This window comes from Mesorhizobium sp. M1A.T.Ca.IN.004.03.1.1 (assembly GCF_003997555.1).
Classification (GTDB): Bacteria; Pseudomonadota; Alphaproteobacteria; order Rhizobiales; family Rhizobiaceae; genus Mesorhizobium.
Window position 1 is genome coordinate 307,627 of record NZ_RZTV01000004.1, and the last position, 25,292, is coordinate 332,918.

At 63.2% G+C, this 25,292-nt stretch carries 20 protein-coding genes, 1 tRNA gene and 1 pseudogene; 12 read left to right on the forward strand and 10 right to left on the reverse strand.

All coding sequences use genetic code 11. The features are described from left to right. Positions 1–59: 59 nt before the first annotated feature. A complete protein-coding gene (locus tag EOD29_RS15425) occupies positions 60–1,838 on the forward strand; it encodes a GtrA family protein (RefSeq protein ID WP_127247133.1) in 1,779 nt (592 codons plus the stop codon). Positions 1,839–1,905: 67 nt separating this feature from the next. Here the strand turns inward: EOD29_RS15425 and EOD29_RS15430 are convergent, their stop codons facing one another. The 4 genes from EOD29_RS15430 to EOD29_RS15445 form a co-directional block, all read right to left on the reverse strand. After that, positions 1,906–2,928, reverse strand: a complete 1,023-nt coding sequence (locus EOD29_RS15430; RefSeq protein WP_127247134.1) for an esterase-like activity of phytase family protein — start codon at positions 2,926–2,928, stop codon at positions 1,906–1,908. Then, positions 2,925–4,823 (reverse strand): cobaltochelatase subunit CobT, encoded by a 1,899-nt coding sequence (gene cobT, locus EOD29_RS15435; RefSeq protein WP_127247135.1) that lies wholly within the window; start codon positions 4,821–4,823, stop codon positions 2,925–2,927. Before cobT ends, EOD29_RS15430 begins: the two co-directional genes overlap by 4 nt. Before the next feature lie 53 nt (positions 4,824–4,876). Beyond that, the gene (cobS, locus tag EOD29_RS15440; protein ID WP_066990333.1) at positions 4,877–5,863 is read right to left on the reverse strand and encodes a cobaltochelatase subunit CobS; all 987 of its coding nucleotides are present in this window, start codon (positions 5,861–5,863) and stop codon (positions 4,877–4,879) included. A gap of 122 nt (positions 5,864–5,985) precedes the next feature. Then, positions 5,986–6,600, reverse strand: coding sequence for a J domain-containing protein (locus EOD29_RS15445; RefSeq protein WP_066990335.1), 615 nt, complete (start codon positions 6,598–6,600; stop codon positions 5,986–5,988). Between the two features lie 145 nt (positions 6,601–6,745). Between EOD29_RS15445 and EOD29_RS15450 the strand changes: the two genes are divergently transcribed. Continuing rightward, positions 6,746–7,048 (forward strand): BolA family protein, encoded by a 303-nt coding sequence (locus EOD29_RS15450; RefSeq protein WP_066990338.1) that lies wholly within the window; start codon positions 6,746–6,748, stop codon positions 7,046–7,048. A gap of 21 nt (positions 7,049–7,069) precedes the next feature. On the opposite strand, the pseudogene EOD29_RS15455 reads toward EOD29_RS15450, so the two are convergent. Further along, positions 7,070–8,623 (reverse strand): annotated as a pseudogene (locus tag EOD29_RS15455) (acetolactate synthase large subunit). Between the two features lie 1,020 nt (positions 8,624–9,643). Here EOD29_RS15455 and EOD29_RS15460 point away from each other — a divergent pair. The 3 genes from EOD29_RS15460 to EOD29_RS15470 are packed head-to-tail and all read left to right on the forward strand — an operon-like array spanning position 9,644 to position 14,496. Next, on the forward strand, positions 9,644–11,593 hold the full coding sequence (locus EOD29_RS15460) for a PrkA family serine protein kinase (protein ID WP_066990342.1): 1,950 nt from the start codon (positions 9,644–9,646) through the stop codon (positions 11,591–11,593). A 20-nt stretch (positions 11,594–11,613) separates the two neighbouring features. Further along, the gene (locus EOD29_RS15465; RefSeq protein WP_066990345.1) at positions 11,614–12,924 is read left to right on the forward strand and encodes a YeaH/YhbH family protein; all 1,311 of its coding nucleotides are present in this window, start codon (positions 11,614–11,616) and stop codon (positions 12,922–12,924) included. A 27-nt stretch (positions 12,925–12,951) separates the two neighbouring features. Continuing rightward, complete coding sequence (locus EOD29_RS15470) at positions 12,952–14,496, forward strand: SpoVR family protein (RefSeq protein WP_066990347.1); 1,545 nt, start codon at positions 12,952–12,954, stop codon at positions 14,494–14,496. Between the two features lie 53 nt (positions 14,497–14,549). Here the strand turns inward: EOD29_RS15470 and EOD29_RS15475 are convergent, their stop codons facing one another. The 3 genes from EOD29_RS15475 to EOD29_RS15485 are packed head-to-tail and all read right to left on the reverse strand — an operon-like array spanning position 14,550 to position 17,169. Then, on the reverse strand, positions 14,550–15,440 hold the full coding sequence (locus tag EOD29_RS15475) for a transporter associated domain-containing protein (RefSeq protein WP_067319184.1): 891 nt from the start codon (positions 15,438–15,440) through the stop codon (positions 14,550–14,552). Next, positions 15,437–16,558: a 3-dehydroquinate synthase gene (aroB, locus tag EOD29_RS15480; RefSeq protein WP_127247136.1), complete on the reverse strand. Its 1,122-nt coding sequence runs from the start codon at positions 16,556–16,558 to the stop codon at positions 15,437–15,439. Before aroB ends, EOD29_RS15475 begins: the two co-directional genes overlap by 4 nt. Continuing rightward, positions 16,555–17,169 carry a shikimate kinase gene (locus tag EOD29_RS15485; protein ID WP_127217381.1) on the reverse strand — a complete coding sequence of 205 codons (615 nt, stop codon included), beginning with the start codon at positions 17,167–17,169 and terminating at the stop codon, positions 16,555–16,557. Before EOD29_RS15485 ends, aroB begins: the two co-directional genes overlap by 4 nt. A gap of 206 nt (positions 17,170–17,375) precedes the next feature. On the opposite strand from EOD29_RS15485, the gene EOD29_RS15490 reads away from it, so the two are divergent. From EOD29_RS15490 to EOD29_RS15510, 5 genes are all read left to right on the forward strand, one after another. Further along, positions 17,376–17,528, forward strand: a complete 153-nt coding sequence (locus EOD29_RS15490) for a histidine kinase (RefSeq protein ID WP_066990358.1) — start codon at positions 17,376–17,378, stop codon at positions 17,526–17,528. Between the two features lie 9 nt (positions 17,529–17,537). Next, on the forward strand, positions 17,538–18,452 hold the full coding sequence (locus EOD29_RS15495) for a site-specific tyrosine recombinase XerD (RefSeq protein WP_127247137.1): 915 nt from the start codon (positions 17,538–17,540) through the stop codon (positions 18,450–18,452). A gap of 99 nt (positions 18,453–18,551) precedes the next feature. Further along, a complete protein-coding gene (locus tag EOD29_RS15500; protein ID WP_067319192.1) occupies positions 18,552–19,502 on the forward strand; it encodes an acetyl-CoA carboxylase carboxyltransferase subunit alpha in 951 nt (316 codons plus the stop codon). Positions 19,503–19,802: 300 nt separating this feature from the next. Beyond that, positions 19,803–21,122 carry a murein L,D-transpeptidase family protein gene (locus EOD29_RS15505; RefSeq protein ID WP_127247138.1) on the forward strand — a complete coding sequence of 440 codons (1,320 nt, stop codon included), beginning with the start codon at positions 19,803–19,805 and terminating at the stop codon, positions 21,120–21,122. 12 nt (positions 21,123–21,134) lie between these two features. Then, entirely contained in the window at positions 21,135–21,374 is a 240-nt protein-coding gene (locus tag EOD29_RS15510; RefSeq protein ID WP_066990371.1) for a sulfurtransferase TusA family protein, read from the forward strand. A 19-nt stretch (positions 21,375–21,393) separates the two neighbouring features. Here the strand turns inward: EOD29_RS15510 and EOD29_RS15515 are convergent, their stop codons facing one another. Then, positions 21,394–22,506 (reverse strand): GTP-binding protein, encoded by a 1,113-nt coding sequence (locus tag EOD29_RS15515; protein ID WP_127247139.1) that lies wholly within the window; start codon positions 22,504–22,506, stop codon positions 21,394–21,396. Further along, the gene (locus EOD29_RS15520; protein ID WP_095779385.1) at positions 22,503–23,675 is read right to left on the reverse strand and encodes a D-alanyl-D-alanine carboxypeptidase family protein; all 1,173 of its coding nucleotides are present in this window, start codon (positions 23,673–23,675) and stop codon (positions 22,503–22,505) included. Before EOD29_RS15520 ends, EOD29_RS15515 begins: the two co-directional genes overlap by 4 nt. Before the next feature lie 215 nt (positions 23,676–23,890). On the opposite strand from EOD29_RS15520, the gene EOD29_RS15525 reads away from it, so the two are divergent. Then, positions 23,891–25,054, forward strand: a complete 1,164-nt coding sequence (locus tag EOD29_RS15525) for a M20 aminoacylase family protein (protein WP_127241630.1) — start codon at positions 23,891–23,893, stop codon at positions 25,052–25,054. Positions 25,055–25,153: 99 nt separating this feature from the next. Further along, a tRNA-Arg gene (locus EOD29_RS15530) sits at positions 25,154–25,230 on the forward strand. Positions 25,231–25,292 lie beyond the last annotated feature (62 nt).

Here is a 25,292-nt window from a genome sequence, read left to right on the forward strand (position 1 = left end):
CGCTTTGTTACGGCCATTGGTGCAGGATCGCCAAAACGATCCAGGACATTGCCATCAACATGACCATCCAGGGCACCGGTTGGAAACATGACCTTCTGCTTGCCCTCTGCGCGACGCTGCTCGTGCTGGGGATCAACGCGATCTCCGGCTTCCCAACGATCGCGGACCTTGGCGCCGACAATGACAGCATGCTGAGGCTGGTCGAAGTTCGCGACCTCTTGGCTGGACAGGGCTGGTTCGATCTTCATCAATACAGGATGGGCCTGACCGGCGGCTTCGTCATGCACTGGTCGCGGCTGGTCGACACCCCGATCGCGCTGATCATCTTCACCTTCCAGGCCCTAGGCGCCAGCACGGCTGCCGCTGAAAAGGCAGCGCAGATCATCTGGCCGCTTTCCCTATATGGGCTCACCATATTCGTCATCCTGCGCGCTTCCCGGCGTTTCGCCGGTACGGACGTGGCGATGCCTGCGCTGGTGCTGTCCACTGCGGCGCTGTTCTTTATCGGCATTTTCCACCCTGGCACCCTTGACCACCACAACGTCCAGCTCCTGCTCACGGCAGCCAGTCTCTGGCTTATGACGGAGGCTCCCTTCCGGCGGTCAGCCGCTCTTCTGTCCGGCCTGTGTGCAGGCCTCACCCTTGCCGTCGGCATGGAGACGGCGCCTTATGTGGCCACACTTGGCGCCTGCGCCGCCGTGCTCTTCATCTTCGATGAAAGCGAGCGCCAGACCGTGCGCGGCTTCGGCATCGGATTTGCCGCGATAGCTTTGGTGGTTCTCGTTGCCACCATACCGCCGTCGGCCTGGGGCGTGGCCGAGTGCGACGCCTTCTCGGCTTTCCAATTCGTCATCGCGGCGCTGTCGGGCTTTGCACTCGCGGCGATTGCGGGTCTACCCGGACAGTCGACGGCTAAGAGGCGGTTCCTCTCAATGTCCGCGTTGGCCGTTGCAATTGCGGCCGTTGCGCTCCTGTTCTTCCCGCAATGCCTGGCATCGCCCTATGCCGGCATGGATGAGCGCATTCGCACCTATTGGCTGAACGACGTCGTTGAGGCGCAGCCCTTCCTCAGCGTAGCCGTCAACGAGCCGAAGCTGATGGCGGCGCGTTATGTGACGCCCTTCATCGCAATCCTGTTGATTGGCCTTCAGCTGCGCAGCCGCCGCCTGCGCCGCGAGGAAGCCCTTACCGCCGTGCTGCTGATCGTCGCTTTCGCCGTCAGCCTATGGCAGGTGCGCGGCTCGACCTTCTCGGTTGCCTTCGCGGTGCTGCCGCTCTCGACCTGGATCGCCGGGGTTCGCCTGCAGGCAAGCGCCGCGCAGCCGTGGCGCGTCTCCACCCGCATCGCGGCGGCATGGCTGGTGTCGCTCAATGCGACCTGGGCCGGCGTCGCCGTCGCCGCGCAGTCCGTGGTCCAAAAGGCACCCGCAAAGATCAATTCCGATGCCGATCATGCGCTGACCTGCGGCAAGGCCTCGGACTTCAGCGACCTGGCCGGCATGCCGGCAACGACGGTGCTTGCGTCCTCCAATCTCGGCTCCCCCATCTTGATGTTTACCGGCCATAGGGCGTTGGCCGGCCCCTATCATCGCAATGTCGGCGGCAATCTCGCCATGCTCGACGCCTTCATGGGAACGCCGGATGCCGCCCGCGCCATCATTGAGCGCGAGCATGTCGGGCTGGTCGCCATATGCCGCGGCAATTCGGAAGAGCTTTCGCTCGCCGCCCAAGCTCCCAAGGGCCTGGCCGCGAGGCTGCTGAAGCGGGACGTTCCCGATTGGCTGGAACTGGACAGGGCGACGGCGAGCAAGCCGGTCGAGATCTATAAAGTCCGCTGAGGGCGGGCAACTTCGGGACAAATGCGCAGCGGTTTTCCGTCCCGAATTGAACGAAACCAAGCACCGCTCAATCCTGGTGCAGGATGAATTCCAGGTAGAGGTTCCGCTGCAGGATCGATTGATTGTCGTCCGACACCAGCGACACCATCAGCGCGCCGTCGTCGCGGGTCCAGACGTCGAGCCCTTCCATATTGTCGATCTGGTAACCCATATCGGCGTCGATCAGCACCGGGCCGTCGGCGACCGCGCCCTTCTCGATGCTCTCGCCATAGATACGCCTCAGCCGCATCTTCACCCCGCGCGCCATCGAGAAGCTGCGTTCGAGCAGAAGCAGGTCGCCATCGGGCAGGAAGGCGCCGTCAGTGATGTCGAAATTGCCGTTGCGCTTGACGGTGAAGACGCCCTTCCTCGGTCCCTCGATGATGGCGGCATAGATGTTGCCGGCCTTGTCGAGGCTCTTTTCCGACACCACGACCAGGCCGCCCTCGTGCTGGCCGTAAGGGTTGGCGTGTGTGACCGTCTCGAAGCCGCGGTTCTGGCGCAGCTCCCGCGCCGGGACCAGATAGTCGAGCGTCTTGAACGGCGCCTTCATATTGTCCGGCTCGACCTTGAACTGGACGACGCGCTGGTCGCGCTCGAAACCGACGGTGGCGATACCGTCCTTGACCGCGAGGCCTTCGGCGTCGACCTCCCACTTCTTCTCGATCGGCTGGCCCGAGGCGTCGACCATCTGCTGCATGCGGAAATTCGACACGCCCGAGGGGCGCTTGTCGGCATCGTGGGTGATGGTGCCGAAGAACCACAAGCCGGTATCGGTGACGCCGATGAAATCGCTGCCTGATTTGAGGAAGCGGAAAGCCGAAAGTGCGCCGAAATCGCGCGACGGCGAGGTCATCTCCAGCCCGCCGACGAACTCGAGCGACCCGAACTGTTTCCGGTCGCGGCCGATATGTAACTCGGTGATCGGCCGCGCTGAAACTTCGATCGTCTCGACCGCAGCGCCTCCCTCGGCGAAGACCGGAGAGGCGGCCGAACAGACCAGCGCGCAAACAAAAGCCGTCCGCCGGAATCCGCCCCGCGAAAGGATCATCCGGCGCGCCTCAAGCCACCGCGCCGCGTGTCGCGCGCGCTCTCCTCGCCGAACAGCGATGCCAATTGCTCCGTCATGGCGCCGGCCAGCTCTTCGGCATCGACGATGGTGACGGCGCGGCGATAGTAGCGCGTGACATCGTGGCCGATGCCGATGGCTAGAAGCTCCACCGGCGAGCGCGTCTCGATGAGATCGATCACCGCGCGCAAATGGCGCTCCAGATAGTTGCCGGGGTTGACCGAGAGCGTGGAATCGTCGACCGGCGCGCCGTCCGAGATCATCATCAGGATCTTGCGCTGTTCCGGCCGGCCGATCAGCCGGTTGTGCGCCCAAAGCAGCGCCTCGCCGTCGATGTTTTCCTTGAGCAGGCCCTCGCGCATCATCAGGCCGAGATTGCGGCGCGCGCGCCGCCACGGATGGTCGGCGGACTTGTAGATGATGTGGCGCAGATCGTTGAGCCGGCCCGGATTCGGCGGCTTGCCGTCCTTCAGCCACTTCTCGCGTGCCTGCCCACCTTTCCACGCGCGTGTGGTGAAGCCGAGGATTTCCACCGAAACCCCGCAGCGCTCCAGGGTGCGCGCCAGGATGTCGGCGCAAGTCGCGGCAACCGTGATCGGCCGCCCGCGCATCGAGCCCGAATTGTCGAGCACCAGCGACACCACCGTGTCGCGGAACTTGGTGTCGCGCTCCTGCTTGAAGGACAGCGGCTGCATCGGATCGATAACGACGCGCACCAGCCTGGATGGATCGAGATAACCCTCCTCCAGATCGAAATCCCAGGAGCGGTTCTGCTGCGCCATCAGCCGCCGCTGCAGCCGGTTTGCCAGGCGGCCGACGACGCCGGAGAGATTGGCGAGCTGCTTGTCGAGGAAGGCGCGCAGCCGGTCGAGCTCCTCTTCCTCGCAAAGGTCCTCGGCCCCGACCGTCTCGTCGAAGGCGGTGGTGAAGACCTTGTAGTCGATTTCCTTAGGCAGGTTGAGGAAGGGATTGTCGTTGCGGCGCGCCTCGCCTGGCGTCTCGGCGTCGGAATCATCCTCGTCCGAAAGGTCGTCCGATGTGGCGTCGGTCGCCTCCGTTTCGGCCGACTCTTCCTCGTCGGCGGAAGCCTCCGCGTCCTCGGACTGCGACTGTTCGGAGCCGGAATCGTCCTCGCCGCCTTCCTCGCTCTGCTCCTCGCCCTGCTGCTCGTTTTCCTCGTTGTCCTCCGAGTCTTCCGTCTCCTGGTCGTCGCCGAGTTCCTCGGCCATCTCCATGGAGACGAGCATGTCGCGCACGATGCGGGCGAAGGCTTGCTGGTCATCGAGCCTGGACGACAGGCCGTCGAGGTCGCTGCTGGCCTTTTCCTCGACCCAGGGCCGCCACAGATCGACCAGTCGCTCGCCGCTCTTCGGCACGGTGCGGCCGGTAAGCTTTTCGCGCACCATCAGCGCCACCGCCTCCTCGAGCGGGGCGTCGGCCTTGTCCTTGACGTCGACGAGGTTTGCCCTGGCGTATTTGTCCTCGAGCATCGAGCCGATATTGTCGGCCACGCCCTGCATGGCGCGGCTGCCGATCGCCTCGACGCGGGCCTGCTCGACGGCATCGAAAATAGCCCGCGCGAGCTTGCCTTCCGGCGCCAGCTTGCTGTGGATACGCTGATCGTGGCAGGCGCGCTTCAGCGCCATGGAATCGCCGATGCCGCGGGTGATCGCGATGTCGGTGCGGGAGGCCTTCTTCGGCAGCTCGGGCAGCCTGGCGCGGTTGCCGGCCAGCGCCGGCCGGTCCTTGGCGAAGCCGACCTCGAGATCCTTGTCGCCGGCGACGGCGCGCATGCAGACGGTGACGGCGCGCTTGAAGCTGTCCGCTTCAGACCCGTTCTTCGCCTTGTTGCGCGTGTTGTCGCCCGGACCCGCCATCGATCATTCCCTGCGCGTTGTGGTCCGAAAGGCCAAGCCTTCCGGCACGCGCCTTACCCCAGCACCACGTTGGCGGCGCTCTCCGGCAGATCCTCGCCGAAGGCGCGCTGGTAGAATTCGGCGACCACCGAACGCTCCAGCTCGTCGCATTTGTTGAGGAAGGTGAGCCGAAACGCCATGCCGATATCGCCGAAGATCTCGGCGTTCTCGGCCCAGGTGATGACCGTGCGCGGGCTCATCACCGTCGACAGGTCGCCATTGATGAAGGCCGAGCGCGTCATGTCGGCGACGCGCACCATCTTGTTGACGATCTCTTTGCCCTTGCTGTCGCGATAGTGCTTGGCCTTGGCCAGCACGATCGACACCTCGTTGTCGTGCGGCAGGTAGTTGAGCGTGGTGACGATCGACCAGCGGTCCATCTGCGCCTGGTTGATCTGCTGCGTGCCGTGATAGAGGCCGGTGGTGTCGCCGAGACCCACCGTGTTGGCGGTGGCGAACAGCCGGAAGGCCGGATGCGGGCGTATGACGCGGCTCTGGTCGAGCAGCGTCAGCCGGCCCGACGATTCCAGCACGCGCTGGATGACGAACATCACGTCCGGGCGTCCGGCATCGTACTCGTCGAAGCAGAGCGCGACGTTGTGCTGATAGGCCCAGGGCAGGATGCCGTCGCGAAATTCCGTGACCTGCAGGCCTTCCTTGACGACGATGGCGTCCTTGCCGACGAGATCGATGCGGCTGACATGACTGTCGAGATTGACGCGCACGCAGGGCCAGTTCAGGCGCGCGGCGACCTGCTCGATATGGGTGGACTTGCCGGTGCCGTGATAGCCCGACACCATGACGCGGCGGTTGTAGGCGAAGCCGGCGAGGATCGCCAAAGTCGTTGCCTTGTCGAACAGATAGTCCGGGTCGATGTCGGGCACGTGCTCGGTCGCCGCCGAATAGGCCGGAACCACCATCTTGGAGTCGAAGCCGAATTTCTCCTTCACCGGCACCGTCGTATCGGGCAGGTTGGCGATGTCGCGATCGACCTTGTTCATCTCTATCAACGTCTCCACGGGCGAAACGCCGCGTTTCGCCGGCAATCGATTTGTTCGGGGGCGGTCTTAGAGCCTTTTCCAACCTTATGAAAGTTGGAAAACGACATGGACCGTAGGGTCGCTCAGCACAACCCTGCTTGCTTGAGCACGCGATAGGCCTGCAGCACATCGCGGAACCGGTCTTCCGAACCTCTGTCGCCGCCATTCGCATCCGGATGGTGGCGCTTTACGAGTTCCTTATAGCGTGCCTTGATATCCTTGCCAGTCGCCTTTGTATCAAGGCCAAGCGTTTCCAGCGCCTTGGCCTCAAGCGGCTTTGCCTTGCGCTCGCGCACTTCGCGCGTTCCGCCGCCGAACAGATTGAAGGGATCGCGCATGCGGTTGTAGTAGCCTGCACGCCCGGAGCGCTGCTGCGCGAAGTCGGGTGCCGAACGCATGCCGCCGCCATTGGCGCCCATGCGCCAGGTTGGCCGGTGTCCAGTCAGCGCCTCTTTCTGGAAGCGGGCGATCTCGCTGTCCGACACGCCCGAGAAGTAGTTGAAGCTCTTGTTGTATTCGCGCACATGCTCAAAGCAGAAGCGGAAATACTCGCCCTCCTTCAGGCGCCCGACCGGCGCGCGATGCGTACCGGCCTCGCTGCAACCGTCCCACTGGCAGATCGGCGCGCGCGACTTCAGCTCCGCGTCCTTTTCCGGCCGGATGCGAATTTTCTCGAAATATTTGGGATACGGTTTCATCCTCACCCATTTATGGGCTGTTCGCTACCGCGAAACAAGAATTGACATTTCGCCGATGATCGCCCTAACCGCTGAATCGCGGCCTAAAGCGGTCGAAAGCACAGATTTTGCGGCGGTACCGCAGATGTGGTGAAGGGAAGCCCCGATGTCCATACAGTCGACGATGGAAAACAAGCTGAAGGCGGCATTTTCGCCGGAAAGGCTCACCGTCATCAACGAAAGCCATCTTCACGCCGGCCATCACCACGTCGAGCACGGCCACGAGGCCGTTTTCGACGGCACGGGCGAGACCCATTTCCGCGTCCGTATCGTCTCGCAGGATTTTGCCGGCATGAACCGCATCGAGCGCCACCGCGCCGTCAATCGCCTCCTTGCCGACGAATTGAAGGCCGGCGTGCACGCGCTGGCGATTGAGCCTGCAGCACCTGGTGAGAAGACACGCTGGTAAGCGCGGCGGGCCGGGGGCCGCTCAGATCACCGCTTCGATGAGGAACGGCCCCGGACGCGACAGCGCGCTGTCGAGCAGCGCGTCGAAGCGCTCGCATGTGTCAGCGCGGGCTGCTTCCACCCCCATGCCGCTTGCCAGCGAAACCCAGTCCAGAGCCGGCTGATCAAGGTCGAGCATTCGCCTGGCATTCTCGCCGATCGCGTTCACCCCGACATTGCGCATCTCGCCGTGCAGGATGGCGTAGGTCCGGTTGGAAAAGACGATCGTCACCACGTCGAGCTTTTCCCGCGACTGGGTCCATAATCCCTGCACCGTGTACATGCCGCTGCCGTCCGCCTCCAGATTCAGCACCTTGCGGCCAGGACAGGCGATGGCCGCGCCAGTCGCCATTGGAATGCCGCCGCCGATCGATCCGCCTGTGCCCATCATGTAATCGTGCGGGGCGGCAAAGGCCGAGAGCGCAAAATAGCGCCGCGCCTAGGTGACGGCCTCGTCGCAGACGATCGCATTCTCCGGCAGCTTCCGGGCTACCGAAAGTGCAACCGCGTCGTCCGTCAGCTTGCCGCGCGGGGCCGGCTCATTGGGAAAGGCCGTGGCGACGGGCACCGGCTGCGACGGTTTGATGCCCAGTTCGTCGCGAAGCGCAGCGAGTGCCGCCTTCAAATTCTCGCCATGCTCGGCCAACGACATCACTTCACAGCCTTCGCTCACAAGCCGGCCCGGCTTTCCGGGATAGGCAAAGAACGCCACCGGTTCACTGGCTCCGACGAGGATCAGGAGATCGATGTCGGCAAGGAGGGTGCGCGCGGAGTCGATCGGATATGGAACGCGGGTAGGCGCAACGCGGCCCCGGCCGCGCTGCATCCGGGCGATCAGAACGTCGCTGAACAGCCGGACATCCGAAACCGCCGATATCTGTCCGGCGATTTCCAAGGCATCCTCACGCGCGGCCGGCCCACGCAGGATCATGCCGACGCGACCGGGCGCGACGCGAATGGCTCCGGCAATCTTGCGCACGATAGCTGCATCGACCGAAGGCGGCGCCGCAAGCTCTACCTTGGCCGACAGGAGCGGACTGGCCTCTCCCCACGCCGCATCCGCCGGCAGGATCAGCGTAGCGATGCCGGGAGGCGTCAGCGAAGCGCGAAAAGCCGCCTGCGCGGCCGGCGCGACGTCGGCCGGACCGGCGATGCGGCGGACCCAGTTCGACATCGGCGCGGCGAGACCTTCAATGTCGCTGGTGAGCGGCGCGTCGAGCGGCAGGTGATAGGAGGCATGGTCGCCGACGATGTTGATCATCGGCACGCGGGCGCGCCGGGCATTGTGGATGTTGGCCAGGCCATTGGCCAATCCGGGGCCGGTGTGGAGCAGCGTCGCGGCCGGGCGGTCGGTCATCCTGGCGTAGCCGTCGGCGGCACCCGTCACCACACCCTCGGCAAGACCGAGCACGCAGCGCATCTCCGGCTTGCGGTCGAGCGCGGCGACGAAGTGCATTTCCGAGGTACCGGGATTGGCAAAGCAGACATTCACGCCATTCGCCAGCAGCACATCGCAAAGCACATCGGCGCCATTCATCGCGTTCCCTCTCGTCCGATTGTCCCCGGACAATTGAGCCGACAAGTGTTCATGCCGCAATGTCCGGTCAACGACTTTGACGTGATCCAGTTTCAGGAGTGCCGGCGCGTTCAGGCGACCCTCGCCTTCAGGAAAGCCATGACGGCGGCAGTCAGCGCATCGCCGTTCTCCCCGAAGCGGTGGTTGAATCGCCATATGCCAATAGGCGCCGCCGTCGAATAGGGCGACTTTGGTTCCCCTGCCCGTAGCCGGGCCGCGCGATCGTGGGCCGCGGTTGCATGGGCCGGCGCGCTCCGCCGCCCGGGGAAGCACCATGGAACATTTGCCTGATCTGGCGGTTTGATGCAGGCCCGGCCCTGGCCTCGTCCATGCTGGGCGGATTGCTAGTCGGACCGAAGGACCGATGCCCTCGGCCGACGCTTCCGAACGGTGACCACCAATGAGGAAGACGTATCGACCTCCATCCGCGCCGCCCAATCGGCGCACAAGCCGTTCGGAACCTCTGCGCCTGTTTCCGGCAATTGCGCTGGCGCTATTCCTTTCGGCTCCGGCGGCTGCGCATCAGGCGCCCACGGGCTGGCAGTATGACAGCTCATGCTGCTCGGGAATGGACTGCTACCAAGCACCCGCGGCCGACGTGAAGGAAACGAAATATGGGTACCAGCTCTCCACCGGAGAGCTCATTCCCTACTCCGATCGTCGGATCAGGCGTTCGCGTGACGAGTTCTTTCACGAGTGTAAGCCCGGAGGCGACGCGAATTCTCAGCATTCCTTCTGCCTCTACGTTCCCGACCACGACATGTGAGTGGAAAACCTAAGATTTTCCTTGAAGCTCTCCCGGCCATCACCACCTAATCATCATGGGTGAGCATTCCGTCCGCATCGGGTGCTGTGAGTCGTCAATGCCCGATTGCAGGCGCTCTCTCTCATATGAGGGAACCACAATGCTTTCCGGCAGTTGAATACGAGACGAGCCGACTGGCCGACTGGCAACCAGAGCGGCTCTGAGGGCAGAATATCATGCGAGAGAACCAATCCGACGTCTTCGATCTGTTTTCGGAGATATATTCCAACGCGGCCCAGGAAGAGATGAGCCTCCAGCAGTATCTGCTTGGCTGCCGCGAAGACAAATCCATGTATGCCTCGGCGCCCGAACGAATGGTCGAGGCCATCGGCGAGCCCAATCTGGTCGACACCAGCAAGGATGAGCGGCTCGGGCGCATCTTCTCGAACCGGACCATCAAGGTGTACCCCTCCTTCTCCGATTTCTACGGAATGGAGGATACGATCGAGCGCATCGCCGGATATTTCCGTTATGCCTCGCAGGGTCTCGAGGAGCGCAAGCAGATCCTTTACCTGCTCGGGCCGGTCGGCGGCGGCAAGTCCTCGCTTGCCGAACGGCTGAAGAAGCTTATGGAACAGCGCCCGATCTACACGCTAAAGGTTGGCAACCAGATCAGCCCTATATTCGAATCGCCGCTTGGCCTTTTCCATCCCGATCGGATGGGCGATCTGCTGGAAGACAAATACGGGATAGCCCGCCGCCGCCTGAATGGGCTCATCTCGCCGTGGGCGGCCAAACGGCTCGACGAACTGTCCGGCGACATTTCCAAATTCAGCGTGGTCAAGCTGTCGCCATCGCGTCTGCGTCAGATCGCCATCGCCAAGACCGAGCCCGGCGACGAGAACAACCAGGATGTCTCGGCTCTGGTCGGCAAGGTCGACATCAGGCAGTTGGAACATTTCAGCCAATCCGATCCGGATGCCTACTCCTACAGCGGCGGCTTGAACCGGACGACGCAGGGCCTGCTCGAGTTCGTCGAGATGTTCAAGGCGCCAATCAAGGTCCTGCACCCGTTGCTGACGGCAACCCAGGAAGGCAGCTACAACGGCACCGAGAATTTCGGCTCCTTCCCCTATCAGGGCATCGTCGTTGCCCATTCCAACGAATCGGAATGGCAGCAATTCAAGAACAACAAGAACAATGAGGCCTTCCTCGACCGCATCCTCGTGGTCAAGGTTCCGTACTGCCTTCGCATCACCGAAGAGAGGCAGATTTACGAGAAACTTTTGCGCGAGAGCGATCTGGCGAACAGTCCCTGCGCGCCCGAAGTGCTGGACATCCTCAGCCGTTTCACCGTCTCGACCCGGCTTGCCGAGCACGAGAACTCGCCGCTCTACACCAAGATGCGCGCCTATGACGGCGAGAACCTCAAGGAGATCGACCCGAAGGCGAAGTCGGTCCAGGAATATCGCGATGCCGCCGGCGTCGACGAAGGCATGACCGGGGTCAGCACGCGCTTCGCCTTCAAGATTCTGTCGCAGACTTTCAACTACGACACCAAGGAGGTCGCAGCCGATCCCGTGCACTTGATGTACATCCTCGAGGAGGCGATCAAACGCGAGCAATTCCCGAAGGAAACCGAAGCCGCGTACCTTGAGTTCATCAAATCGGAACTTGCAGCGCGCTACGCCGAGTTCATCGGCCACGAGATCCAGAAGGCTTACCTGGAATCGTATAGCGAGTACGGCCAGAACCTTTTCGATCGCTACATCGCCTATGCCGATGCCTGGATCGAGGATCAGGACTACAAGGATCCCGATACCGGCCAGATCCTCAATCGCGAGGTCCTGGACAAGGAATTGTCGCAGGTCGAAAAGCCGGCCGGCATCGCCAATCCCAAGGACTTCCGCAACGAGGTGGTCAAGTTCACCTTGCGCGCCCGGGCGCGCAACCATGGCCGCAATCCGTCCTGGACGAGCTATGAAAAGCTTCGCGAAGTGATCGAGAAGCGCATGTTCGGTCAGGTCGAGGATTTGTTGCCGGTGATCAGCTTCGGCTCCAAGCAGGACAGCGTCACCGAGAAGCGGCACAACGAATTCGTGCAGCGGATGGTGGAGCGCGGCTACACTCAGCGGCAGGTGCGCCGGCTGGTCGACTGGTACATGCGCGTGAACAAGGCTGGCTGACCAAAGCCCGAAGGGTTCGCATGCCGATCTTCATCGACCGCCGCCTGAATCCGAAGGACAAGAGCCTGAGCAATCGCCAGCGCTTCCTCAAGCGCGCTCGGGAAGAGCTCAAGCGCAGCATCCGCGACCATGTCCGGACAGGCCGTATCGCCGAGGTCGACCGCGAGCATGCCGTGCCGATGCCCCGCAAAGGCACCAGCGAACCGACCTTCAGCGACGCCAGGGACAGTGGGCAGCGCCAGCACATACTGCCCGGCAACAAATCGTTCAGTCCCGGTGATCTGATACCCAAGCCTGGCGGCGGCGGCACTGGCTCTTCGGCGCCGGGAACCAAGCAATCCGAGGATGACTTTCGCTTCGTGCTGTCGCGCGAGGAAGTGCTCGACCTCTTCTTCGAAGATCTCGAACTGCCCGATCTGGTCAAGCTCAATCTCAAGCAGATACTGAGCTTCAAGCCAAGACGGGCGGGCTTCACGGCAAGCGGGGCGCCGACCAACGTCAATGTCGGACGCACCATGCGAAACAGCCACGGCCGCCGCATCGCGCTCAGGCGTCCCAAGCAGGCGGAGCTGGACGCCATCTCAACGCAGATCGCCGAGTTGGAAGCGAAGCCGCCAACCGAGGCAACGCGCGAACGCATCGCTGCTCTGCGCGAGGAAGTTGATCGGCTTGAACGCCGGCGCAGGCGGATCGCCTATGTCGATCCGGTCGACATTCGGTTCAACCGCTTCGACCCCCAGCCGGTGCCGAATGCCAGCGCCGTCATGTTTTGCCTGATGGACGTGTCAGGATCGATGGGAGAGCGCGAGAAGGATCTGGCCAAACGGTTTTTCGTGCTGCTGCATCTGTTCCTGACGCGGCGCTACGAAAGGACGGACATCGTTTTCATCCGCCACACCCATGAGGCCAAGGAGGTGGATGAGCACACCTTCTTCTACCACACCGAGAGCGGCGGTACCGTCGTCTCGACGGCGCTCGAGGAAATGCACCGCATCATAGAGCAGCGCTATCCGGTCGCGGAATGGAATATCTATGCCGCTCAGGCTTCCGACGGCGACAACTTCGCCACCGATTCCGAGCGCTGCATAGAACTCCTCGACCGCAAGCTCATGCGCCTGTGCCAGTATTTCGCCTATGTGGAAATCATCGACGAACGCGAAAGCCACATTTTCGGCTCCACCGAGAACGGAACGTCGCTCTGGCGCGCCTACAACGCGGTCGACGGAAAGTGGCCGAATTTCCAGATGAGGCGCATCGCGGCTCCCGCCGATATCTATCCGGTTTTTCGCGAGCTCTTCGCAAGGCAGCCTAGTCTGCGCAAGAGCGCGTGAGAACGCGGGCGGATGGGACATAGGCCGATGGTCAATCAGGCGCGCAAATCCGAACTGTTATTTTCCGGGTCGGACTGGGATTTTGCGAAACTGTCTCGGGTTTACGACGAGATCGAGGCGATCGGGGTCGAAGAGCTTCACCTCGACATCTATCCGGTGCAGATGGAGGTCATTTCCTCCGAACAGATGCTCGACGCTTATTCCTCGGTCGGCATGCCGCTGATGTATCGGCATTGGTCGTTCGGCAAGCATTTCCTCTACAACGAGCTTCTCTACCGCAAGGGCGCGCGCGGTCTGGCCTATGAACTGGTCATCAACTCCAACCCTTGCATCGTCTACCTCATGGAAGAAAACACCATGGCCTTGCAGGCCCTGGTGACCGCCCATGCCGCGCTTGGCCACAACCATTTCTTCAAAAACAATCATCTCTTCCGGCAATGGACGGACGCCGGAGGCATCCTTAGCTATCTGGACTTCGCCAAGGGCTACATCGCCCGATGCGAGGAACGGCACGGACTGCAGGCCGTCGAGGCGGTGCTCGATGCCGCCCACGCGCTGATGGAGCAAGGGGTGTTCCGCTACCATCGGCCGCCGAAGCTGTCGTCGGAACAGCAGCGCGAAGGCCTTCGCGAGCGCCTCGAATATGAGGAGCGTTCCTACAATGATCTGTGGCGCACACTGCCGACCGCGCAGGACAAGAACAAGCCGGAGGCAGGGGATGAAAGCTTGGCCGAGCGGAAGAAATCGCTCAATCTGCCCGAGGAGAACCTGCTCTACTTCCTCGAGAAGAACAGCCTGGTGCTTGAGCCCTGGCAGCGCGAGATCATCAGGATCGTACGGGTGATTGCGCAATATTTTTACCCGCAGCGGCAAACCCAGGTGATGAACGAAGGCTGCGCCACCTTTGTGCACTACACGCTGATGAACATGCTTTTCGATCGCGGCCGCATCAGCGAAGGCGCCATGCTCGAGATCTTGCGAAACCATTCGAACGTGGTTTTTCAGCCGGCCTATGACGACCCGCGTTATTCCGGCATCAATCCCTATGCGCTGGGCCTCGGCATGATGCAGGACATCCAGCGCATCTCGACCGAGCCGACCGCAGAGGACCGAGATTGGTTTCCGGACATCGCCGGCCGTGGCGACTGGCGCGACACCTTGCTCGATGCCTGGGCCAACCACCGTGACGAATCCTTCATCCGCCAGTATCTGAGCCCCGCTCTGATCCGGAAATGGCGGCTCTTCGTGCTGGCCGACGGCGCCGACGAGCCGCATTACGAGGTCGCCTCGATCCATAATGAGCGCGGCTACAGCAAGATACGGTCCGCGCTGGCCCGAAGCTACGATGTAGGGGCGAGCCGGCCCGACATCCAGGTGGTCGACGTGGATCTTCTGGGAGACCGGCATTTGCGGCTGCAGCACAAGGTCAAGGACGGCATCCAGCTAGAGGACGAAAGCCGCGACGCGACCTTGCGCCACATCCGGAGCCTATGGGGTTATGACGTTAGCCTGGCGGCAATGGATGCCGAAACCGGCGCCGTGCTCAGCGAGCGCTCGACGAAGGAACTTTGACCTCCGAGACGCAGGAAGCCGCCGTCTGCAGGCGGGTCTGACCTCGGCACACCCTAACCCTCGCCGGCGGGCCGGATCCTCAACCTTGCTATGCGGTTCTTGTCGCGCTTCATCACCACGAAACGCTTGCCGTGAAAGGTGAAGGCCTGCTTCTCGTCTGGGATCGTCTGCGTCTCGTGAATGACCAGACCGGCGATCGTCGTCGCCTCCTCGTCCGGCAGATCCCAGTCGAGCGCCCGATTGAGGTCGCGAATCGCCACCGTGCCGTCGACGACGACCGAGCCGTCGGCCTCCTGCTTGACGCCTTGCATGTCGACATCGTGCTCGTCCGCGATCTCGCCGACGATCTCCTCGATGATGTCTTCCAGCGTCACCAGCCCTTCCATCTCGCCATACTCGTCGACGACGATGGCGAAATGCGCCTTGCGCCGCAGGAAGGCGTTGAGCTGATCCTGCAAGGTGGTGGTGTCGGGCACGAACCATGGCTTCGACGCGATCTTTGTCACGTCGATCTTGGAAAAGTCGTTGCCGACCTCGTTGAGCGCCCGCAGCAGATCCTTGGCATGCAGCACGCCGACGATGTTGTCGAGCGAGCCTTTCCAGAGCGGCATGCGGGTATGCGGGCTCTGCAGAATCTCGCGCACCACCATTTCCGGCGGATCGTCGGCGTTGACCGAGCGCATGTTGGTGCGGTGGACCATCACGTCCGAAACCTCGAGCTCCTCGAGTTCGAAAAGCGCGCCCAGCCGGTTGCGATCCTCGCGCGCCTGCCCGCTGCGGCGGGTCTCGTCGCCGTTCTCGTCCGGCTCATCCTGCTCGGGCTCCGTCGGTTCGATCGGCCGCAGACTGTAGCCGAGCGCCGCGAAGAGCCGCGTGCGCAAGAGAAACGCCAGCACGATCACGGCGGCAAGGACGGCTGCGGCGATCCAGCCGAAGTCGATCATCCGGGATGGCTCGCCTTGAGGAAGGACAGCACTTCGGAGGGCGGCACGTCCTTGGCGATAAAGGCCTGGCCGACGCCGCGCGTCAGGATGAAGGTAAGCGCGCCGCGCGACACCTTCTTGTCCTGGGTGATGAAGCCAAGCAGCGTCTCGGCATCCGGCAGTTGGCCCGCTATGTCGGCCATCCGCCAGGGCAGGCCGACGGCGCGAAGGTGCGCCTCGACGCGCTCCGCGTCGTCCGGGCTCGCTAGATTGAGACGCGCCGAGAAGCGGTGCGCCAGCGCCATGCCGATGGCGACCCCCTCCCCATGGACGAGACGGGCACCGTCATAATTCGTGGCGGCTTCGAGCGCATGGCCGAATGTGTGGCCGAGATTGAGCAGCGCGCGGTCGCCGGTCTCGAACTCGTCGCGGGCGACCACATCGGCCTTGGCGCGGCAAGCCTCGGCGATGGCTTCGGTCCGTTCCGGGCCGCCGGCGAACACCTTTTGCCAGTTCTCCTCCAGCCAGGCGAAGAAGCCGGGACGGTCGATCAGCCCGTATTTGGCGAGCTCGGCATAGCCGGCGCGGAATTCGCGGATCGGCAAAGTGTCGAGCACGCCGGTATCGGCAAGCACCAGTTTTGGCTGGTTGAAGACCCCGACAAGGTTCTTGCCGCGCGCGCTGTTGATACCGGTCTTGCCGCCGACGGAAGAATCGACCTGCGCCAGCAGCGATGTCGGCACCTGCACGAAGTTCATCCCGCGCCGCACGATGCCGGCGGCGAAGCCGGCAAGGTCGCCGATGACGCCGCCGCCAAGTGCCACGACGACATCGCGCCGTTCGAGCTTGGCGGCGAGCACGCCGTCGACGACCTCTTCGAGGTGGGTGAAGCTCTTGGTCTTTTCACCGGCCGGCAGGGTGATGACGGCGGCCTCGATGCCGCCTTTTTCCAGGCCGGCCTGCAGCGTTTCGAGATGCGCTGCGGCGACGTTCTCGTCGGTGACGATGGCCGCACGCGTGGCGGGAAGGCGGCCTGCGATTTCGGTTCCTGAGCCGGAAAGCAGGCCGGGCCCGATAAGTATGTCATAGGCACGGTCGCCGAGTCCGACCTCGACCTTCACCGGTTCGCTATGGCTCAAGGCTCCACCTCGTCGTCACTGGTGGCGATTGGCGCGATCCCAAGGTAAGCGCAAAGCGCGCATACCACCTCGCTGGCGATGACTTCCTTGCGGTCGTCGCGGGTCGAAACCGTGAGGTCGGCGGTGGCATAGACCGGGTAGCGCTCGCCCATCAGCTTCTCCAGCACGCCGCGCGGATCCGGATTCTTCAACAGCGGCCGGTTCTGCTTCTTCGAAACCCGCTCCATCAGGAGATCGAGATCGGCCTTCAGCCAGACCGAGACGCCATGCGCATCGATCGCCTCGCGCGTCTGCGCGTTCATGAAGGCGCCGCCGCCGGTCGAAAGCACCTGCGGGCCGTTTTCGAGCAGACGCAAGATGACCCGCTGCTCCAGCGCCCGGAACTCAGGTTCGCCGTAACGCTCGAACAGCTCCGGCACGGTCATGCGCGATACGCTCTCGATCTCCTGGTCGCTGTCGATGAAGGGCAGGGAAAGCATTGTCGCCACCTTGCGGCCGATTGCGGTCTTGCCGGCGCCCATCAGGCCGACGAAGACGATCGAGCGGCTGCCGAGCCGCTCGAGCAGCGCGACACGGCCTTCGTCCGGCGGATTTGCTGGCAGCGCGTTCATGCGGAACCCTCTTTGCGCCGTATCGACATCAAAAGCCCGTTTGCGTCAAGCAGGCCGCCGCAGGCGGGCCAGATCGCCCCTCTTCCGTCGAGAAGCTTCCTCGACAAATCCTCTGCCCGAGCCCTTCGTCCTTGAATTGGCCGGAATGGCGTCCCATAAGGGCACAGGGTTTGGAATCGCAGAACAAGAAGACGGGCGAAGACTGAATGCCGACATTGTTTCGCTTTGTCGTGACGCTAGCGGTTCTTGCAGGCGTCGCTTATGGCGCGATGTTCGCGCTGGCGATGTTCGTGGAGCCGAAAAAGGCCGAAATGAGCGTGCGCATTCCCGCGGAAAAGCTCAATCCGAAGAAGAACTGACCCGGCCAAATGAACAGCGCGGCCCGCATCGAAGCCTTTCTGGAGATGATGAGCGCCGAGCGGGGTGCGGCCGAGAACACGCTTTCTTCCTACCGACGCGACCTCGAAGACGCCTCCGAAGCTATCGGTGGCGGCCTGGCCGGAGCGGCAGCCGCCGACATCCGCGCCTATCTGGACGACATCGCGGCGCGTGGCTTCGCGCCGACCTCGCAGGCGCGCAAATTGTCGGCGATCCGCCAATTCTTCAAATTCCTCTATGCCGAGGGCCTGCGCGGCGACGACCCGACCGGCACCCTGGACAGCCCGAAGAAGGGCCGGCCGCTGCCGAAGACCATGACCGAGGCTGAGACGGGCCGCCTGGTCGACCGCGCGGCCGAGGAGGCGGGCGGGGCCGCGCCCGACGGCGACCGGTTGGCGACGCTGCGCCTGCACGCGCTGGTCGAGGTGCTCTATGCCACGGGCCTGCGCGTTTCCGAGCTTGTCGGTCTGCCGGTGACGGTGGCGCTGCGCGACGACCGTTTCTTCATGGTGCGCGGCAAGGGCGACAAGGAGCGCATGGTGCCGCTGTCGGCCAAGGCGCGCGCCGCGATGCGGGCGTGGCTTGCCGCCAGGGCGGAGGTGCCGGCCTACGCCGATAGCCCGTTCCTGTTCCCAGCCTCTTCCGACAGCGGTCATCTCTCCCGGCAGGTTTTCGCACGCGATCTCAAAGGCTTGGCGGCGCGGGCCGGCATCGCCTCGACCAAGATCTCGCCGCATGTCCTGCGCCACGCCTTCGCCAGCCACCTCCTGCAGAACGGTGCGGATCTCAGGGCCGTGCAGCAACTGCTTGGCCACGCCGATATCTCCACCACGCAGATCTACACTCATGTGCTGGAGGAGCGGCTGGTGCGGCTGGTCAACGATCATCATCCGCTTGCCGACTAGGCTTCATACCGCTATGTGAGGGCGACGTTCCACCGCCCGGAGCCAGCATTTCCAGGGTTCCGCCAGCCATTGCCTTCCGACGGATCGGTCCGCCCCAGCATGTATAATTACCTCGATTTCGAAAAGCCGGTGCAGGATCTGGAACTCAAGATCCTTGAGCTGAAGAAGCTCGCGGAGAACGGCGAGGCGGTCGATGTCGCCGACGAGATCGGCAGGCTGGAGAAGCGTTCGCGCGATGCGCTGCGCGATCTCTACAAGGCGCTCACCCCTTGGCAGAAGGTCCAGGTGGCCCGCCATCCGGACCGGCCGCACTGCCTCGACTACATCAAGGGCTTGTTCAGCGATTTCACGCCGTTGGCCGGTGACCGCAATTTCGGCGACGACCAGGCGATCGTCGGCGGTTTTGCCCGTTTCCGCGGCGAGCCGGTGGCGGTGATCGGCCAGGAGAAGGGCTCCGACACGGCAAGCCGCATCAAGCACAATTTCGGTTCGGTACGGCCCGAGGGATACCGCAAGGCGGTTCGGCTGATGGAGCTTGCCGACCGCTTCAAGATCCCGCTTTTGACGCTGGTCGACACCGCCGGCGCCTATCCCGGCGTCGGCGCCGAGGAACGCGGTCAGGCCGAGGCCATTGCGCGCTCGACCTCAGCCTGCCTAGCGCTCAAAGTGCCGTCGATCTCAGTGGTCATCGGCGAAGGCGGCTCCGGCGGCGCCATCGCGATCGCCACCGCCAACCGCGTCTACATGCTTGAGCATGCCATCTATTCGGTGATCTCGCCCGAGGGCGCGGCCTCTATTCTTTGGCGCGACACCACCCGTTCCAAGGACGCGGCGACCAACATGAAGATCACCGCCCAGGATCTTCTCGAAATGAAGATCATCGATGCCATCGTTCCCGAGCCGATGGGCGGCGCCCAGCGTGCGCCGGAAACGGTGATTGCCGCCACCGGCGATCTGATCGCCAAGACGATGAAGGACTTTGCCGGCGCCAACACCGATTTCCGCGAGCAGCGCCGCGAGAAATATTTAGCGATGGGCCGCAGCCTTTAATGCATGTCGCGCAAAACTGTCCAGTGGTTTTGCGAAAACGACATGCATGAAAACAAAGCACGTGAGTCTGCCCCAGCGCCACCCGTTTAATTCGGCCGTTCGCCGCAACTATGGCGGCGATTAACAATTTCGCCACAAAAATGCCGCCGCATTCGGCTCAATGAAAATATCCGCGAGGGGTTGGCTATTGCTTGCGGTAAGGAATTTTCAAGGTTAACGGGCTTACGGTCCATTGGTGTTGAGCCTGCGGGCCGGCCATGCCGAGGCCGTTGGCCTGAGAGAAAAGACAAAGCCGTATCGATGTTTGCCAAGCTTGCCCGCACCGGAGTCCTTGTCGCCGCGATAGGCATCGCCGGCTGCAATGATTCGTCGATGAAGGATTTTGCGCCGGAGGCCAACAAGCCCCTGCCGGATAAGATCCTCGCCGACATGAAGGCCAAGGGCATGGTGCGCACCTCCTCGGTGATGGCGCGCATCTTCAAGGAAGAAGGCAAGCTGGAGATCTGGAAAGCCAAGACCAACGGCCGCTACGATCTCGTCGCCAGCTACGACATCTGCAAATGGTCGGGCAAGCTCGGCCCCAAATACACCGAGGGCGACCGCCAGGCGCCGGAAGGCTTCTACACGGTGCGTCCGTCGCAGATGAATCCGCGCTCGAACTACCATCTGTCCTTCAACATCGGCTATCCCAACGCCTATGACAGGGCCAACGGCCGCACCGGCTCCAATTTGATGGTGCACGGCGCCTGCTCCTCGTCCGGCTGCTATTCGATGACCGATGCCCAGATCGAGCAGATCTATGCTTTCGGCCGCGATGCCTTCCAGGGTGGCCAGACCGAGTTCCAGATCCAAGCCTTCCCGTTCCGCATGACCGCCGCCAACATGGCGCGCTACCGCAACGACCCGAACTACGAGTTCTGGAAGATGCTGAAGGTCGGCTACGACAATTTCGAGATCACCAAGGTGCCGCCGAAAGTCGACGTCTGCGATAAGCGCTACGTCTTCAATCAAGTAGCGCCAGAAGGCACCACTTTCGACCCGACAGGCGCCTGCCCGGCAATGACACAGCCTGATTCGTTGAAAACGGCCTACGCCGACTACGAAAAGCGCTACGACGCTGCCTTTAACTCCGCGGTCAAGGGAAGCATACTGCCGCCTAAGCCGGCCATCGCCGGCATCAAGGAAGCCAGCATCGTTTCCGACTGGTCCAAGCGCCGCGCCCGCGGCGAGCGCGTGCCGATCGACCCGCCGTCGATGAATGCCGACGGCTCGGTAACCGAGACGACGCGGATGGGCCGCATCGATTCCCCGCTCGGCCGCAAGATGGCCGCGCTCGACGCGGAGAAGGAGGCCAAGCGCAAGGCCGAGGAGCAGCGGCTGGCGGCGATCGAGGCGGCCAAGGCCGCCAAGGCGCAAGCGCAGGCTGAAAAGGCAGCTGCCAAGGCGCAGGCCCTGGCCGAAAAGGAAGCCGCCAAGCAGGCGGCCCAGCAGCCGGTGGTCACCGCAGGCGTCGAGGCGGCTTCCGCGCAACCGGCGCCGGAAACGCAGCAGGCGGCAAGTGCCGACGAAGGCACGGTCTCGAAGCTGAAGAAGAAACTGCTCGGCATGTTCGGCGGCTGAGATTTCTCGATCTTGGCCGGATCCGCCGCTACCTACGATCTGAAGGGGCTGAACTGCCCGCTGCCGGTGCTGAAGGCGCGCAAGCGCCTGGCCGCGATGCGGCCTGGCAGCCGTCTGTGGCTGGAAACCACCGACCCGTTGGCCGTGATCGACATTCCAGCGTTCTGCGCCGATGCCGGCCACCAATTGATCGAGACCGCGGCGGTCGACGGCGGCCATCGCTTCCTGGTCGAGCGCGGCGGCGCGGCATAGGTCAATCGGATCTCTGCAGCTACAGCCCGGCGATCACCAGCGGATTTGCCTCGAGCGCCGCCCGGTCGGGCGTGTCGATCGACGGCTTGTTGGTGAAGGCGGAAAACAGCCGCTGGACATAATCTTCCGGCATGTCGAGCGTGATCAGCACCAGCCGCGTGCCGCGCCGTCCGTCCGGCCACGACGGCAGCCTGGCCGGCGGATGCAGGATCTTCTGCACGCCGTGAATCACCAGCGGGCGTGACGGATCCTCCTGAACTTCGATGACGCCCTTCATGCGCAGCAGTTTCTCGCCATGCGTCGAGCGCAATAAATCGAGGAACATCTCGATCGCCGAGAACGGCACCGGCCCGTCATGGACGAGCGAGTGGGAGCGCACGCGGCCGTCGTGGCGGTGATCATGATGATGGGGGGCGTGATCATGACCATCGTCGTGGTGATGATGATCATGCGCCGCCTCCTCTCCGAGCCAGCGCCGCACGTCGGCGCTCTTGGTCTCGGGATTGTAGAGGCCGCAATCGAAAAGCGACGCTGCCCCGGTAGCGGGACCATTGAGGTCGAGCAGGACCGCGCTCGGATTTATCTGATGAAGTCGCGCCCGCAGGGCCTCGACGTCGCTTGCCTCGGCGAGATCGGTCTTGGTCAGCACGATGCGGTCGGCGACGGCCGCCTGCTTCACCGCTTCGACATGGTTATCGAGCGTGGCCGCCCCGTTGACGCCGTCGACCAGCGTGATGACGCCGTCGAGCCGGAAAGCCTGCACCAGCGCCGGATGCGCCATGATCGACTGCAGCACCGGTGCAGGATCGGCAAGGCCGGTGGTTTCGACCACGACGCGCGCCAGCCTGGCGATGCGTCCGGTCTGCAGCCGGTCGACGAGGTCGGCCAGCGTATCGACGAGTTCGCCGCGCACCGTGCAGCAAAGGCAGCCGTCGGAAAGCTGGATGATGCCGTCTGAGGCTTGCTCGACGAGCAGATGGTCGATCGCCACCTCGCCGAACTCGTTGATGATGACGGCTGTGTCGGCAAGCGCCGGATCCTTGAGCAACCGGTTGAGCAGCGTCGTCTTGCCGGCCCCGAGAAAGCCGGTGAGCACCGAGACGGGTATGGGAAAGCCGCTGCGCCCGGTCACGGCGAGTTTGCCGCCTTGGCCGGCTGATCCCCCTGCGCTGCAGCGGCAGCGGTTGCGGCGGGTGTGGCGCCGGCCGGCAGAGGCTTGTCGGGCCGCCAACTGGGCAGCGGCACATCGGCATAGTTCTGATCGGTCTGGTCGACGAAAGCCTTGGGCGCCGGCCCGGTGGCCCCGCCAAGGCCGACCGCGATCAGCGTCGGGTGATCGAGTTTCACCTGATAGGGCGATTTGGCCTTGTCCTTGGCGGCGACGGCAGGCGCTGCCTCCGACTGCTGTTCCTTCGGCTTCTTCTTGCAGATCTCGTCCTGCAGGTCGTTGGGCGACAGCGTGTCGCCATAGGGCTTGAGCGCCGCGAGCGTCGTCGACCCGGCCGCCGGAGCGTCAAAACCCTGGTCGAGCAGCTTCGCCGCCGCTTCGGCGCGGCTGATGGCGGATTTTTCGCCGAGCACCACGGCAACCAGTGTGCGGCCATCGCGCGTCGCCGAGCCGATCATGTTGAAGCCCGAGGAGCAGACGAAGCCGGTTTTCATCCCGTCGGCGCCGGGATAGCGCCCGATCAGCAGATTGTAGTTCGGGATCGCCTTCTTACCGACGGCAAGACCCTCGATGGAGAACCACGGCGCATATTGCGGGAAGTCGTTGCGAAGCGCCGTCACCAGGACGGCGAGGTCGCGCGCGGTCGTGTACTGGTCCGGCGAGAACAGCCCATTCGGGTTGACGAAATGCGTTCCGACCATGCCGAGCCTGGCGGCCTCGGCATTCATGCGGTCGGCGAAGGCGGCCTGCGATCCGCCGATGTTCTCGCCGACGGCCATCGCGATGTCGTTGGCCGACTTGACCAGCATCATCTTCAGCGCATTGTCGAGCCGCATGACCGATCCGGGCTTGAAGCCCATCTTGCTCGGCGGCTCGCCGGCCGAATGTTTCGTCACCTTGATCGGTGAATCGAGCGCCACCTCGCCGGCGGCGATCGCTCGGAACGCCACATAGGCCGTCATCAGCTTGCTCAGCGAGGCCGGATACCAGCGCTTGAAGGCGTCCTGATGCTCCAGCACCTTGCCGCTATTCAGGTCGAACAGCACCACCGGATTGGCGCGCGCAGTGCCGGAAAGCATCGGCAGCGCCAGCGCCCCCGCAAGCAATAGGTTGAGGAAATGCCTTTGCCGCATGATCAATTCCGAAATCGCCTCTTGCCGTAGTTGCCGCTGGCTCCGTAAGATTTCGCTGCGCGATGGCCAGCATACTGCGGACCGACCCTCGACTCCGGGCCGCATTATGCGGTGCTATTTACCCTATGTGACGTCAAAATGGCAAAGCGCCAGACGATCACACTTGCCGGGCAGCGGCCCTGAATTGCCTGCCCCAACAAAGAAATGGAACGATTATGCCAATTCTCAACCGTGCCGCGGAAATGCAGGAAGAAGTCGCGGGCTGGCGGCGCCATCTGCACCAGACGCCGGAACTGAACTTCGACGTTTTCCAGACCGCCGCCTTCGTCACCGACAAGCTGCAGGCTTTCGGTTGCGACGAGGTTGTGACCGGCCTCGGCAAAACCGGCGTCGTCGGCATCATCCGCGGCCGTAAGGGCGAGGGTCCGGCCATCGGCCTGCGCGCCGACATGGACGCTTTGCCGATCAACGAGATCACCGGCAAGCCTTACGCGTCGAGCGTTCCCGGCAAAATGCATGCCTGCGGCCATGACGGCCACACCGCCATGCTGCTCGGCGCAGCCAAATACCTCGCAGAAACGCGCAATTTCGTCGGCTCCGTGGCGGTGATCTTCCAGCCCGCCGAGGAAGGCGGCGGCGGCGGCAACGAAATGGTCAAGGACGGCATGATGGAACGCTTCGGCATCTCGAAGGTGTTCGGCATGCATAACATGCCCGGCCTGCCCGTGGGCGAGTTCGCCATCAAGCCCGGCCCGATCATGGCGGCGACCGCCGAATTCACCATCACCGTCAAGGGGCATGGCGGCCATGCGGCGATGCCGCATGCCACGATCGACCCGATCGTAATTACCAGCCACTTGGTGAGCGCTTTGCAAACCATTGCTTCACGCAGCACCGATCCGGTCGAGGCCGTCGTCGTGTCGGTGACCAAATTCCATGCCGGCGATGCCTACAACGTCATACCGGAAAAAGCCGAGATCGCGGGCACGGTGCGCACGCTGAAAAAGGAAGTGGCCAGGAAAGCGGAAGAGAAAATCCGCGCCATTTGCGCTGGCCTGGCATCAGCCTTCGGCGCGACGATCGAGGTCGACTACGACCCCAACTATCCCGTCACTTTCAACCATCCGGAAGAGACGGCCTTCGCCAGCGATATTGCCGCCGGCGTCGCCGGCGACGCGAATGTCCACCGCGCCATTCAGCCGGTGATGGGCGGTGAGGATTTTTCCTACATGCTGGAAGCGCGCCCCGGCGCCTTCATCTTCATCGGCAACGGCGACACCGCCGGCCTTCACCATCCGGCCTATGACTTCAACGACGAGGTCATCCCGCACGGCATGAGCTATTGGGTGAGGTTGGCGGAGACGGCGCTGGCCGCCTGACCGCTTTGCACGGAGGCGACCTTCCCGGCCGATTGCCGCCGATCGGCCGGTAACGCCTCTTGGCGAACCGGCCCGAAGCGTTTATGTGTCGGGCCGCGTGGTCCCGTAGCTCAGTAGGATAGAGCGGCAGATTCCTAATCTGTAGGTCACAGGTTCGATTCCTGTCGGGATCACCAACTAAATCAAATGGTTGGCTGACTTTTGCAATGCTCCCATGTTGCATTTTCTTGCAACTGGG

What these genes read in the sequence shown, in the direction of transcription:
- EOD29_RS15425 (WP_127247133.1), top strand. Translation starts at nt 60, where the DNA reads ATGACCATCCAGGGCACCGGTTGGAAACATGACCTTCTGCTTGCCCTC.
- EOD29_RS15430 (WP_127247134.1), bottom strand. Translation starts at nt 2,928, where the DNA reads ATGATCCTTTCGCGGGGCGGATTCCGGCGGACGGCTTTTGTTTGCGCG.
- cobT (WP_127247135.1), bottom strand. Translation starts at nt 4,823, where the DNA reads ATGGCGGGTCCGGGCGACAACACGCGCAACAAGGCGAAGAACGGGTCT.
- cobS (WP_066990333.1), bottom strand. Translation starts at nt 5,863, where the DNA reads ATGAACAAGGTCGATCGCGACATCGCCAACCTGCCCGATACGACGGTG.
- EOD29_RS15445 (WP_066990335.1), bottom strand. Translation starts at nt 6,600, where the DNA reads ATGAAACCGTATCCCAAATATTTCGAGAAAATTCGCATCCGGCCGGAA.
- EOD29_RS15450 (WP_066990338.1), top strand. Translation starts at nt 6,746, where the DNA reads ATGTCCATACAGTCGACGATGGAAAACAAGCTGAAGGCGGCATTTTCG.
- EOD29_RS15460 (WP_066990342.1), top strand. Translation starts at nt 9,644, where the DNA reads ATGCGAGAGAACCAATCCGACGTCTTCGATCTGTTTTCGGAGATATAT.
- EOD29_RS15465 (WP_066990345.1), top strand. Translation starts at nt 11,614, where the DNA reads ATGCCGATCTTCATCGACCGCCGCCTGAATCCGAAGGACAAGAGCCTG.
- EOD29_RS15470 (WP_066990347.1), top strand. Translation starts at nt 12,952, where the DNA reads ATGGTCAATCAGGCGCGCAAATCCGAACTGTTATTTTCCGGGTCGGAC.
- EOD29_RS15475 (WP_067319184.1), bottom strand. Translation starts at nt 15,440, where the DNA reads ATGATCGACTTCGGCTGGATCGCCGCAGCCGTCCTTGCCGCCGTGATC.
- EOD29_RS15485 (WP_127217381.1), bottom strand. Translation starts at nt 17,169, where the DNA reads ATGAACGCGCTGCCAGCAAATCCGCCGGACGAAGGCCGTGTCGCGCTG.
- EOD29_RS15490 (WP_066990358.1), top strand. Translation starts at nt 17,376, where the DNA reads ATGCCGACATTGTTTCGCTTTGTCGTGACGCTAGCGGTTCTTGCAGGC.
- EOD29_RS15495 (WP_127247137.1), top strand. Translation starts at nt 17,538, where the DNA reads ATGAACAGCGCGGCCCGCATCGAAGCCTTTCTGGAGATGATGAGCGCC.
- EOD29_RS15500 (WP_067319192.1), top strand. Translation starts at nt 18,552, where the DNA reads ATGTATAATTACCTCGATTTCGAAAAGCCGGTGCAGGATCTGGAACTC.
- EOD29_RS15505 (WP_127247138.1), top strand. Translation starts at nt 19,803, where the DNA reads ATGTTTGCCAAGCTTGCCCGCACCGGAGTCCTTGTCGCCGCGATAGGC.
- EOD29_RS15520 (WP_095779385.1), bottom strand. Translation starts at nt 23,675, where the DNA reads ATGCGGCAAAGGCATTTCCTCAACCTATTGCTTGCGGGGGCGCTGGCG.
- EOD29_RS15525 (WP_127241630.1), top strand. Translation starts at nt 23,891, where the DNA reads ATGCCAATTCTCAACCGTGCCGCGGAAATGCAGGAAGAAGTCGCGGGC.